This is a genomic window from Aquamicrobium lusatiense (assembly GCF_014201615.1).
In the GTDB taxonomy this organism is placed as follows: Bacteria; Pseudomonadota; Alphaproteobacteria; order Rhizobiales; family Rhizobiaceae; genus Mesorhizobium; species Mesorhizobium lusatiense.
Genome location: NZ_JACHEU010000001.1, coordinates 131,837 through 144,179, shown reverse-complemented (window position 1 = coordinate 144,179; position 12,343 = coordinate 131,837). Strand labels below are relative to the sequence as shown.

Here is a 12,343-nt window from a genome sequence, read left to right as displayed (position 1 = left end):
TATCCCAACGCGAATCAAGGTATCCAGGAATATCGCTCTCATGGCCTTGTGCTTCGAAAAGAAAGGGCGTAGCGACGTCTAGGCTGGTCCGAACGTCGGCAGCAGATCTACGACGGATATGCTGAAATGAGCCATGCCATTTGCTGATCCATTTGCTCACAGTTTCAGACGTCTGTTTGATACGGTTGTAGTACGTGAACGGTTAAAGTCGGTCCGGAACTCGGCTGCCGCGTCCATCTCAGCCTTATTCCCCGAACCGCCTGCCTCCCAAGAGGCAAATTCGAAATGCTTCACGCCTGCGAGCGTGTTTTCGATGTCTTGGACGGTGAAGCCGCTGTAGCTGGTAGTGGTAATCGTAAATATCTCCTCGAACATATTCATCATTGCGCCGAACCCAACGGTTCGGAAAAAGATATTATCGGCCTTATTCCACTGCTCTGGATACACTTTTTTCAAGGCTGCGAAGTAATTTGCGATAATAGCCTGCTGCTCTGGAAGAGTGAAGACACGCAAGACGCCCCGCTCGGGATGTACATGAGGCTGAATCTTCCGAACAAAATTGGTTATCGATATTTTGCCCTTTGTTGGCGCCTGCGTAACTACTATTCTATTGTATAGAGCAGAATTTGAGTCGTGCCGTAGCTCGTTTGCGATTTCAGCAGCTCGTTCTGTGGCGATATCCCCTGGCTTCTTGCGATTGGGAAGATGCGATAGAAGATCATACACCAATGAGGTGGGGACTCCTTTAGCCTCACGGTTTATCGTAATGAATTGCTCAATTTGGAATTCTTCATCTACACCGACAAATGCAAATACACAAAGCTCGATGTCATAGTCGGAGGACGCTTCGTGTGCGCCGGCAATCCGATGCTGCCCGTCGATAACCCAACCAATATCCTTTCCAGCAGGAATGCTTAGTTTGCCAGTCGTACTATCGTAAGTGGCGCTATCCAGCGAGACGAGAACACTGTTCGGGACGGGACGACCAGAGCGAATGTGGTTTGCAACTGCTTCGACGCGTGCGTTCGAGAGGACCCGCTGATAACCGCGATCTTCCGTTTCCGATCGCCTGTTGATCGAAACCATCGGCCAAAGCTGAGACGCCTTCAAACTGAAGGCGTAGAAAGTGTTGTTACCTTGCACGATACGTAGAGCGGGGACCGCGAGTTGCTTAGGCAGTGCCCCAGTCTTCACTCCCACTTGTTTCGAGGGCTTCTTCGCGGGCTTTGCATTTGCAGCTTTTGCGGCCTTGGCCATCGTTTAATCCTGTTCTTGAAAAGCAAAGTGAGGTGGAGTCTTTGCCACGGCTTCCCTGCCACTAGGTTGAAGGATGGGCCTGTCGATTGGTCGATAGGGAAGTGTTCTTGCTTGCAATTGCCTATATCGCTCCATGGCAATCTCGCAAAAATCTATAGAGGTGTCAGCGCCTAGAAATTGCCGATTTTCCAGGCATGCGGCGATGCCGCTTGTCCCAGAGCCATTAAAAGGGTCAAATACTAGCCCCCCGGTGGGTGAAAGAGCTCGAACTAGGCGTTGTGCCAGTGCGATCGGGAATTGGCAGGGATGTGCCGTTTTTTCCACGTGCTTTGCCTTAACATTCGGAATGTCCCACACATCGGATGGGTTTTTGCCATTGGGGTTGCCGCTGTATTCGCCTTTTCGAGGTCCCTTATAGTGCTTCTTGCCGGGATATTTTTGGGGTACGCGTACGCTGTCCAGATCGAAATAGCTGTTCTTGCCCTTACCGTACCATAGGATCATTTCGTGCCGACCGCTGAAACGGCGTTTTGCGTGCGTTCCATGACCGAACTGCCAGATAATGCGGTTACGCAGATTAATGCTAGTGTCCGCTCGAAACACATCATGGATCGCGAAATCGAGAGGAAGAAGATTACTGTCAGTCACATGGTAGCCGACCTGCCAAGCCATGTTTCCACCCACCCGGACAATACGAGAAGCGTTGGGTGCAATCGCGCGAACGTCCTTGTAGAAGTCTTCCACGCGATAGGACCAATCGTATGACTTTCCCATAAAGTATGGAGGAGAGGTTACAAAAAGGTCTACGCAGCCAGAGGCCATTTCGGCTAGCAGAGTGGCGCAATCGCCGTTAAAAATGACGAAGGGCGATCCAGCGCGGACAGCCTCGATCGCAGACACAGGGGAATTTGTTAGAACCGGATCGGGTTTACTGAGCATCATTCGAACTTAGATCTATCAATTGGATCCGTTATGCAAGGTGTTTCACGCTGGGGCGCTCCCGAATGCGCAACAAACCGTTCAAGCGCAATCGGTAGGGGATCGATCAATGGAATCTCCGGCAATTCACCCGTGACGCGGGTGAGCGTATAGGGTCCTTGAGGACAACACAAATCAGTCCTTGAGTTGAAAGGCACTTATGTTGTGCCTATCCGCATCAAGCCTGAAAGTTAGGACTCGGCCCTTTCGGATGGAAGCGCAATGCCGAATGAGCGATCGCTTCCGAACGACTTAAAAACCCACCCTGAACGGCGACCATAAGGAGCGAAATCCATCGTCGAGATCAACAATCACTTAAATAGCAGCTACTCGATCCCCCGATACCTAAAGCATACGGACTGGAATATGTAGCCGCAATTCAGTCGTTGACTCTGCTTTTAGGCGTGCTTCGCTTGTGGCAGGCTAACGCCTGATACGCATCAGACGGCCGCCAGCATAATCACCAATCGTTCAGCTTGAACTGAACCCTGTCGCGGGCCTTCTCAAAACCTGCAACTGCCTTTTTGGTCTGCTGCCAGTACACGATGATCAGAATGATCACGAGCGGGAAGAACAGGAGCAGCAGGAAAAGGAGCATGCTCCAGAACCAACCATTGGTGTGGGTGCGGCCTGTGAATTGAAGGCGGCCTTTGTTGTCCTTGGTTTCGGCTTCAAGGACCCCGGTGAACGATACCACCGGGGCATAGATGCGGGGAATAATGCGCCCTTTTATGCGTTTGACGCCCCGCTTCTCGCTGATCGCAATCTTTGAGAAGGATTGTCCCAGTTCGTCGATAAAAGCTCGCTCGATTTCGATCGGAAGCAACGGCTGACGCGTCTGGAACGCCGCCTGGATGGAGATTTCGCTCATTGGATTGGTTGCTTGCTGGCAGAAGGATTATTGAAGGATGCCACTGACGTCTGCTGAAACCTGCTGGAGACGGCGCGTCACTTTCTTTTGCCCCAACCTCGATGCAATGATCATCACCAAGGCCGCAGGCAGGGCCAGCAGCCCTTCTTCCCCATAGTTAAGACCGAATATCACCAGGCCGGCGACCATGAGGAGAACGAGGTAACCAAGGAAATTCATCTTCGGGCTTCCTGACAGTTTGAGAACCGTCGCGTCACCGATGGTTTCCGTGGATGCGGTGGCTTTGAAACCGTACGGCTGGAAGAACGATCCACCTTTATAATGGATCTGGTTCTGCGATCCTGTTGAGGTCGTCACCTTCGAGAAGATATCGGTCAGGCGGGCTTTCACGGCATTCTGGACATCAGCGGCATTAACGTTGTTTACCCGCGTTACGGAATCGACAGTCTTGGCCATTATTGGCACCCCCACATTCTGGCTGAAATCTGTTTCTGTTCGCTGCCGACTGCATTGGTGTAGATCGACGTGATCTCGATGGCGGAATGACCCATCCATTTCGACAGCATGTTCAACGGAACACCGGACGAGATGGCATTCACCCCGTATCCGTGCCGCAAACCCTTTGGGGACGCTTGCGGTCCCTTTTGAATCTTTGCTTCTTTCATGACGGCTTTGACGTACCGCCATGCGGTCACGCGCGACCACGGCCACAGCAATCGATTGGCCTTTCCGGGCCGTCGAATCTGATGAACCAGTTCAAGTGTGTTCAGGAGCTTGTCCGGGACAGGGACCGACCGAAAGACGCCAGTCCTTCGCTTCTTGAGCGTTTCAAAGACGATGACCTCATTTTCCAGATCGATGCGCTCGACCGTCAGGTTCAAAGCTTCGGATATTCGGCAACCTGTGTAGTGGAGGGTTTCGCAGAAAGAACGGACCCCACCCGGCATCCTTGCGGCTGCATTGAGAAAGGAATGACGTTCGGCAGCGGTCAGGTACAACCGCTTTCCGTTTGGATCGATAAGCATGAAACCGCCCTAAGCGCCCCAACTCACACCATGATTCGTGTCCGATAATACCACGTTTTTTCAAACGTGGTTACAGAAAAGTGGGCATGCTCTTGTCAGTTGATGGAGATACAAGAGCTATTGGCGCTTAATCTGCGTCGCATCCGGGTTTCGAAGGGCATTTCTCAGGACGAGCTCGCACTGCGCGCAGGTGTTGAGCGGGCGTACGTCGGCCATATTGAGAGGGGCGCAAAAAATCCCACCGTGCAGACACTGTCCAAGCTGGCAGTGGCACTGGACTGCGACATTAGAGACTTTTTCGAGACAAATGTTGATGTTGAAGGATCAAAGGCGACGCTGTCTCCGGGGCGGCGATCAGGCTGAAGGGATGCTGACTTTCTGATCCATGCCGCATGAAACACTACAGCCATGTAGTGTTTCAAAAATCGTCTGATGTGAGTGCCAGTGACCACATCAGGTGGCCGAAATGGGCTTAGCCGTGAAACAGAATTATCTATAGTGTTTCACGCCGTCTGAACGTTCTGCTCGCCATCCAGAACCCGATAGAATGGATAGTGCAAGCTCTGTACGTCGGGATAGGCTGACCAAGTTTTATCAGGCCGGCCATTGGTGAGCGTTTGGCGGGTGAACTTGGCAGCATAGGTCATCATCGGTCCGATGAACCGGCCATCATCACGAAATTGCCGAATATCGATATCCGAAATACGGGTGTCGTTGATTTTCGTGAACTGCTCGGATTTGGAAAGCAGTTCAAATCGCGAGGCTGATGACGGGTGAACCAGCATCAATGAGTGAATATGTGGCATCTGAAAAGTTGACGGGGCTGAAAAATACCTTGTCCCTTCTACGTCCAGAAAGGCCACGGTGAAGGGCTGCCGATTAAATTTCTTATTGTACCTCTTGCCCAGGAGCCGCTTGCAGACTGACAGATACCAGCCCTTATAGATGCTGTCGAAAAGGAAGCCCGATCTTATAGGAGCCTTCTTGTCGGAGACTATTCCTATTCCTCCTCGAAGATTCATGCTGACAAGGTACAGGTGTCGCTCCAGATAGGAAGACATCATTTCCTTGTTTGACGGATCCAGATCGGGTTTATCAAAAACAGATTTTCTCAGGAAAAGCTCTGGTAGCCATTTGTTGAATGATTCGGACAGTGAACTGTCCGAATATCCCTGCGGGATGTGATTGTGGAATGTTTTCATATGAATAACCTAAATAGACTATAAGTAATAGAAATCACTTCGGTCGCTAAGGCATTTAACGACCGTTGCAAAAAAATATAAAGCACCGACAGCGGCCGAGAGCGAAGTCACCCAAACGCCGCCGGGTAGCCCGAGGGCTACCAATCAGTCGCGAATGTGGTGATCGTTCAGGCCGCCTCTCGCCATAAAGGCTTGGAGGCTTGCAATTGGCTTTGCGTCAACTGCCAGTAGAAATTAACCAGATCTACAACTTTCTGGTTGCCGCTTAAAATTGCTTTGTTGCCCAATATAGGTAGATGCTCGAGAAGCCATTCTTGCTCCTCTTTGTTGCAATTATCGTTCATTCCTTAAAAAATGACCCGGCCGCACGGGTCCATCCATTTGCGGCAGTTTCTGCCGAAGCATTAGTATTAATATAACTTATTTATCGGCAAATTTACACTGCTATTTCCAGTCTAACTCCAATTTTTTCATATACGACAGCACGTGTGAAGTTTCATATCCTGAGCCGTAGTGAGCACCCATGGTTGGATGCTTGTGTCCCATGAGATAACTTTGAAGCTCTTCAGGGAGCTGATGTTTCCTCATCCTGTCCATAAACAAGTGGCGGAGGCTGTATACGGTATGGCCCGTTGTTTCGAGGAGGTTGTTGCTGCGAAGATGCTTCATGATCACGCCTGAAAGAGCATCCTGGCCTGTGGGCCGCCGGTACGACGGGAAACCATTTGGGTTTTTCTGGAAAGCCAGCAGCGATTGACCAACCAGAGGGATGATGCGGCCTCTGTGGGCGGTTTTGAGGCTCCTGTACTGGTTCTGGCGGACGATGATGTGGGGAATCTCCGCTTCGACATGAATGTCTTCTGGAGCCAGACCGCAAACCTCTTTCGGTCCGCATCCGGTGTCGATCATTGCAAACAGGGCACCGCGAGCTTCCTCATTGAGGGAGGTGAAGTGATTGCCCGAAAGCCATTTCGTCTTGATGAACGTGACGGTGAAGGCAGGGCGAGCCGCTTTTTCCTCTTTCAGCCGGATTCCCAAAAATGGGTTGGAGTAATCCGTGTCCATGTTGTTGATATAGAATGTGATGATCTTCCGAACATGCATCAGGAGCTTGTTCGCCGTATTCGCCTGTATACTTCCGGTCTCGATCTGATGGATAAGGTGGGACCTGTAGGCGTTGACCATGCCCTTGTTGATGTTTTTGAGGGGAATGTCTGCCTTGGCGAAGGTCACGAAGCGATCAACGGCACTGCGGACAGGTGTGAGCTTTTTGCTCACTTCCCGGGAAGTGAGGCCGATCAGGTCGCCTCGGTTCTGCTCCTCGTAAAAGGTAAGAACTTGCCTCAAGGTGGTCTCGTCAGGCAGAGATCCGAAGATGGCATCCATTTCGGGACCGGTCGGCTCTCCCAATTCACGCCACTTGCCGATACGAGCGGCAATATCCTTCAGATCCGGCTTTGATATGTGGGCGTCTATAGATTTGTAGAGAAGGCCGTATGAAGCCGCTTTGGACTTCAGTTCATCAAGGGTAGGGGCCTTCTGGTCCTTAAGGGCAATGCCGCGTCTGAGCTGATCAAAGATCGCCTCGTACTTGCTGTGCGTCTCGCCGTATCGAACGATGGCGACATTATAGTCTTTGGTTCTGAGCGACTCTTTGAACTCGCTTCTTCTGTTTGCCAGAATGCGATAGCCGGGAGGGATTGCCCGACGATAGAGATAGTTCCCATCGCCACGGATATAGAGATAGCGTGCCTTAAAGCCGTGAGTTGTCGCCTTCCGCATGCTCTCTTTGTACCAAAAAATGTACCAAAAGAGAAATGATAAAGCGTAAAATTCTTTTAAATCAATATGTTAAGAGGGGGTCATGGCGGGCCATGCGGGATAGCGATGAGAACTACATCTACTCCATAGCCCTCCATGCCCCTCCAAAATCAGCATAGGACGGCTAAACTGGCTGTAAGCCGTGACGTGTCTGCTTCGCGCCCAGTTTTAAGACCGATGGCGGGTGATCAGGGGATGGCCCGTTGAGCGGCCCGCTGTAGGTGCTCCTACAGCAAATTCGTTGACTCGGAAGTTGGGATTAGGTATTGCTCTGTATGTTGACCTACAGAGATTCCTTATGCGCCTTCCCGAACTTTGCTCTATCCATACCGGCTATACTGCTCGCGGCAGATTGGAGCCGACTGCGGCCGGGGGCGTTCTGGCAATCCAATTGCGAGACTTTACCTCTGAAGGCCTCATTGATCCGGAGCGCCTTACGCGTGTCCAACTGGAAGGCGTGGCAGACCGCTACTTTGTACGCGCGGGTGACGTTGTGTTCCGATCACGCGGCGAGCGAAATACAGCTGCCGCTCTGGACGAGCGGCTGAGCGAGTCGGCCCTCGCTGTTCTCCCTCTGATGATACTTCGTCCCAATCCTGAGGTCGTGACGCCCGAATTTCTGGCTTGGGCGATCAATCAGCCGCCGGCGCAGCGTCACTTCGACGTCGCAGCACGAGGCACAAACATCCGGATGATACCTCGATCCAGCCTCGACGACCTTGAGCTCGATGTGCCGGATATCGAGACACAGAAGAGAATAGTCGCCTTTGATGAGCTGGCTGAAAGGGAGCGGGAACTTTCCCAAATGGTCGCCGAGGCACGAAGAAAGATGATGAGTCTGATCCTCGTCGAACGAACGAGCAAGATGTGGGCTAGGACGAAGAAAGGAAAGACGCCTCAATGAACGACCAGCTTACCCAACAACAGGTCAACCAAACGGCGTGGGCCGCTTGCGACACCTTCCGGGGCGTTGTCGATGCCGGACAGTACAAGGACTACATCCTGGTGATGTTGTTCCTGAAGTACATCTCCGATCATTGGAACGACCACCTCGAAACCTACCGCAAACAGTATGGCGGGGATGAGACCCGGATCCGGCGGCGGCTAGAGCGTGAGCGCTTCGTTCTGCCGGAGGGTGCCAGCTTCTACGATCTTTACGAAGCGCGGAACGAGGCCAACATCGGCGAACGGATCAACATCGCGCTGGAACGGATCGAGGACGCTAACCGCGCCAAACTGGAAGGCGTGTTCCGCAACATCGACTTCAACTCTGAAGCCAACCTCGGGCGCGTGAAGGACCGCAACCGGCGGCTCAAAAACCTGCTGGAGGACTTCGCCAAGCCGGCGCTGGACCTGCGCCCCAGCCGGGTGACCGAGGACATTATCGGCGAGTGTTACATCTATCTGATCTCACGCTTTGCCTCGGACGCAGGCAAGAAGGCCGGCGAGTTCTACACGCCCTCTGCCGTCTCTCGCCTGCTCGCCAAACTGGCGGCTCCCAAGCCGGGTGATACGATCTGCGACCCGGCCTGCGGGTCCGGATCGCTGTTGATCCGGGCGGCCGAAGAGGTCGGGTCCGAGAACTTCGCCCTCTACGGCCAGGAAGTGAACGGCGCGACCTGGGCGCTGGCGCGGATGAACATGTTTCTCCACGCCAAGGACGCCGCGCGCATCGAGTGGTGTGACACACTCAACAGCCCCGCGCTGGTCGAGGGCGATCACCTGATGAAGTTCGACGTAGTGGTGGCCAATCCCCCGTTCAGCCTCGACAAGTGGGGGGCGGAGAACGCGGACACCGACCAGTTCAAGCGCTTCTGGCGCGGCATCCCGCCAAAGTCCAAAGGCGATTACGCCTTCATCACCCACATGATCGAGATCGCCAAGCGTCAGAGCGGCCGGGTGGCCGTTATCGTTCCCCATGGCGTGCTGTTCAGGGGCGGGGCCGAGGGGCGTATCCGCCAGGCGCTCATCGAGGAGAACCTGCTCGACGCGGTGGTGGGCCTGCCCGCCAACCTGTTCACGACCACGGGCATTCCGGTGGCCATTCTGGTGTTCGACCGCTCTCGCGAACAGGGCGGTGGCAACGAGGACCGTCGCGATGTCCTGTTCATCGACGCCAGCAAGGAATTCACGCCGGGCAAGACCCAGAACGTGATGGACGAGGCGCATCTCAACAAGGTGCTGGAAACCTACGCGTCGCGGGCGGAGATCGAGAAATATTCCCACCGCGCCAGCCCGGAAGAAATCGCCGAGAACGACTTCAACCTCAACATCCCCCGCTACGTCGACACCTTCGAGCCGGAGGAGGAAATCGACGTAGCCGCCTTGCAGAAGCAGATCAACACCATCGAGGCCGAGCTGGTCGAGGTGCGGGGCAGGATGGCCGGCTATCTGAAGGAACTGGGCGTCGATGTCTGAGGGCGAACTGATCCTTTACAGCACCAAGGACGGCGCCGCGACCATCGGCCTGCGGGCCGTGGATGGGACCGTTTGGCTGAGCCAGCGGGAGATCGCGGAGCTGTTCGACAAGGACGTGCGCACCGTGAACGAGCACATCCGCAACGTTTTCGCCGAGGGTGAGTGCGATCCGGGGGCAACTATCCGGAAATTCCGGATAGTTCAAACCGAGGGCTCGAGGCAGGTCGAACGCGAGGTCGACGCCTACAACCTCGATGTCATTCTGTCGGTCGGCTACCGCGTCCGCTCGGCGCGCGGTACCCAGTTCCGCCGTTGGGCCACCACCGTCCTGCGCGAGTACTTGGTCAAGGGCTTCGCGATGGACGATGCGCGGCTGAAGCAGGCCGAGCAATGGGACTATTTCGACGAGTGGCTTGCCCGCATCCGGGACATCCGCGCCTCGGAGAAGCGCTTCTACCAGAAAGTGCGCGACCTCTACACGACCGCCATCGATTACGACAAGACGTCCGAGCAGGCGCAGGCCTTCTTCAAGAAGGTGCAGAACAAGATGCTCTGGGCGGTAACGGGCAAGACGGCCGCCGAACTGATCGAGAACCGCAGCGATCCCAGCGCCCCCAACATGGGCCTGACCAACTGGAAAGGCTCGGTCGTTCGCAAGGGCGATGTCGGGACCGCCAAGAACTACCTAAAGGCCGAGGAGGTCGAGGAACTCAACCGCATCGTTGTGATGTACCTCGACTATGCCGAGGACCAGGCGAGGCGCCGCCGCCCGGTCAGCATGGCCGAATGGGCCGACAAGCTCGACGCCTTTTTGTCCTTCAACGAGCGTGACGTGCTGGCCCATGCCGGGCGGCTTCGGATGGACGTTGCCCAGAAGCTGGCCGTCGAGCGGTTCGAGGTGTTCGACGCCAACCGCCGCGCCGCCGAGGCGCTGGCGGCGGATGAAGCTGATATCGCTCAACTGGAGGAGATGGAGAAAGCCGCCAAGGAGCGGAAGAAGGGCGGCGACGATGCTTGACGGCTGGAAACGCAGATCCCTGGCGGACCTTCTTGACTTCCGAAATGGGATGAACTTCACGCAGTCATCGCAAGGTGAACGGGTCAAGGTCATCGGGGTCGGCGACTTCAAAGACAAAGAAGTGCTCAACGACTTCTCGGAGACGCCATCGATCACACTCAATGGCAAGGTCAACCCAGATGACCTTCTCAAAAACGATGACCTATTGTTTGTCCGCTCGAACGGGAACAAGGCGTTGATCGGTCGCTGTGTATTGGTCAGCGGGATAACCGAGCCTGTTTCGTTCTCAGGGTTCACGATCAGGGGACGCGTCAAATCTGACGAGATCGACCACAGCTTTGCGTCGAAGCTCGTCCGGTCACCACTGTTCAAAGAGCATCTGCATCGAATGGGAGGGGGCTCGAGCATCAACAACCTTAGTCAGGATACGCTGTCCGAGTTCTGCTTTTCTCTCCCCCCGCTCCCCGAACAGCGCAAGATCGCCGAAATCCTGCGGACATGGGACGAGGCCATCGAGAAGCTGGAGGCGCTGCGGGCGGCGAAGCTGCGGCGGCATCGCGCGTTGACCCACTCTCTGGTCTTCGGGTCGCGCCAACTGGATCGCTTCCGCACAACGGACGAAGTGACCGGACATCGCTGGTTCACGCTTCCCGCTAGCTGGGACGCCAAGCCCATCGGCAAGCTGGCGCGCGAGATTGCCGAACGGAACGGCGACGGAGAGCAGCATGAAGTCCTGTCCTGCTCGAAATACGACGGGTTCGTCCGATCGCTTGAATACTTCAAGAAACAGGTCTTCAGCACCGATCTGTCAGGTTACAAGAAAATCTGGCGCGGCGACTTCGGCTTTCCCAGCAACCATGTCGAGGAAGGCTCTATCGGCCTTCAGAACCTGACAGACGTCGGCGTCGTCAGTCCCATCTACACAGTCTTCCGTTTCGCACCGGAGAAAGTGGATGCCGACTACGCCTTTGCCGTCCTTAAGACCGGGCTCTATCGGCACATCTTCGAGGTCCGCACCAGCGCTTCCGTGGACAGGCGCGGCAGTCTGCGATGGAGCGAGTTCTCGAAACTGCCCTTCCCGATCCCGGCGCTGGCCGAACAGAGGGCCATCGCAGAGGTGCTGCGTACGGCACAGACCGACCTCGACGCCCTCAATACCGAAATCGAAGCCCTCACCCGCCAGAAACGCGGCCTGATGCAGAAGCTACTGACGGGCGAATGGAGGGTGTCATGCTGAACTGGTTGGCAAAGCTCCTGCTTACCAGTACGGCGATTGCGCCCGTGCTTATCACCTATGCTTGGGTCGCATATCAAGCCGACGAAGCATTGCTGGCTGTGTTCCTGTTAGGAGCCTGCATTGTTCTCATTCTGATATGCATCCTAATGCTCAGATATTCAAAGCAACATCTCGAACGGGTGAAGTTTGCTGCAACGACGGTTGAAGCTGCCGATCGCGAGAACATGGGCTTTCTACTTCTCTATCTCCTTCCGCTATTCACCGCACAATTCGCCACGCTGAATTGGCAGGTATGGGTTCCCGCAATTGTCATCTTCGCGGCAGTCGTTGCGACGGGATATAGCTACCATTTCAATCCGCTTCTCGGATTGATGGGTTGGCATTTTTACAAGGTCAGCACCAAAGAAGGCGTTACCTACGTCCTTATCACCAAGAAACAGCTTCGCAACGCAACCGAGACGATAGAAGTCGGGCAACTGACTGAATACATCGTCATTGATGTAGGGGGGAACTAAA

At 54.6% G+C, this 12,343-nt stretch carries 13 protein-coding genes; 6 read left to right on the top strand and 7 right to left on the bottom strand.

Annotated elements, in window-relative coordinates; genetic code table 11:
* Positions 1–156 precede the first annotated feature (156 nt).
* From HNR59_RS00810 to HNR59_RS00790, 5 genes are all read right to left on the bottom strand, one after another.
* A complete protein-coding gene (locus tag HNR59_RS00810; protein WP_183824574.1) occupies positions 157–1,257 on the bottom strand; it encodes a DGQHR domain-containing protein in 1,101 nt (366 codons plus the stop codon).
* 3 nt (positions 1,258–1,260) lie between these two features.
* Positions 1,261–2,199, bottom strand: coding sequence for a DNA-methyltransferase (locus HNR59_RS00805; RefSeq protein ID WP_210307183.1), 939 nt, complete (start codon positions 2,197–2,199; stop codon positions 1,261–1,263).
* Between the two features lie 496 nt (positions 2,200–2,695).
* Entirely contained in the window at positions 2,696–3,106 is a 411-nt protein-coding gene (locus tag HNR59_RS00800; RefSeq protein ID WP_183824571.1) for a hypothetical protein, read from the bottom strand.
* Between the two features lie 27 nt (positions 3,107–3,133).
* Positions 3,134–3,562, bottom strand: coding sequence for a hypothetical protein (locus tag HNR59_RS00795; RefSeq protein ID WP_183824568.1), 429 nt, complete (start codon positions 3,560–3,562; stop codon positions 3,134–3,136).
* On the bottom strand, positions 3,562–4,131 hold the full coding sequence (locus HNR59_RS00790) for a tyrosine-type recombinase/integrase (protein WP_183824565.1): 570 nt from the start codon (positions 4,129–4,131) through the stop codon (positions 3,562–3,564). The genes HNR59_RS00795 and HNR59_RS00790 overlap by 1 nt, the downstream gene beginning before the upstream one ends.
* A gap of 102 nt (positions 4,132–4,233) precedes the next feature.
* Here HNR59_RS00790 and HNR59_RS00785 point away from each other — a divergent pair, with 102 nt between their 5' ends.
* Entirely contained in the window at positions 4,234–4,494 is a 261-nt protein-coding gene (locus tag HNR59_RS00785) for a helix-turn-helix domain-containing protein (RefSeq protein ID WP_183831212.1), read from the top strand.
* A 140-nt stretch (positions 4,495–4,634) separates the two neighbouring features.
* Here HNR59_RS00785 and HNR59_RS00780 read toward each other — a convergent pair whose 3' ends face one another.
* A complete protein-coding gene (locus HNR59_RS00780) occupies positions 4,635–5,333 on the bottom strand; it encodes a hypothetical protein (protein WP_183824562.1) in 699 nt (232 codons plus the stop codon).
* A 444-nt stretch (positions 5,334–5,777) separates the two neighbouring features.
* Entirely contained in the window at positions 5,778–7,115 is a 1,338-nt protein-coding gene (locus tag HNR59_RS00775; protein WP_183824559.1) for a DUF6538 domain-containing protein, read from the bottom strand.
* Positions 7,116–7,452: 337 nt separating this feature from the next.
* Between HNR59_RS00775 and HNR59_RS00770 the strand changes: the two genes are divergently transcribed.
* The 5 genes from HNR59_RS00770 to HNR59_RS00750 are packed head-to-tail and all read left to right on the top strand — an operon-like array spanning position 7,453 to position 12,342.
* Positions 7,453–8,058: a restriction endonuclease subunit S domain-containing protein gene (locus HNR59_RS00770; RefSeq protein WP_183824556.1), complete on the top strand. Its 606-nt coding sequence runs from the start codon at positions 7,453–7,455 to the stop codon at positions 8,056–8,058.
* On the top strand, positions 8,055–9,572 hold the full coding sequence (locus tag HNR59_RS00765; protein WP_183824553.1) for a type I restriction-modification system subunit M: 1,518 nt from the start codon (positions 8,055–8,057) through the stop codon (positions 9,570–9,572). Before HNR59_RS00770 ends, HNR59_RS00765 begins: the two co-directional genes overlap by 4 nt.
* Entirely contained in the window at positions 9,565–10,590 is a 1,026-nt protein-coding gene (locus tag HNR59_RS00760; protein WP_183824550.1) for a virulence RhuM family protein, read from the top strand. Before HNR59_RS00765 ends, HNR59_RS00760 begins: the two co-directional genes overlap by 8 nt.
* Positions 10,583–11,827 carry a restriction endonuclease subunit S gene (locus tag HNR59_RS00755; protein ID WP_183824547.1) on the top strand — a complete coding sequence of 415 codons (1,245 nt, stop codon included), beginning with the start codon at positions 10,583–10,585 and terminating at the stop codon, positions 11,825–11,827. The genes HNR59_RS00760 and HNR59_RS00755 overlap by 8 nt, the downstream gene beginning before the upstream one ends.
* Positions 11,821–12,342, top strand: coding sequence for a hypothetical protein (locus tag HNR59_RS00750; RefSeq protein ID WP_183824544.1), 522 nt, complete (start codon positions 11,821–11,823; stop codon positions 12,340–12,342). Before HNR59_RS00755 ends, HNR59_RS00750 begins: the two co-directional genes overlap by 7 nt.
* The last annotated feature ends 1 nt before the right edge of the window (position 12,343 follow it).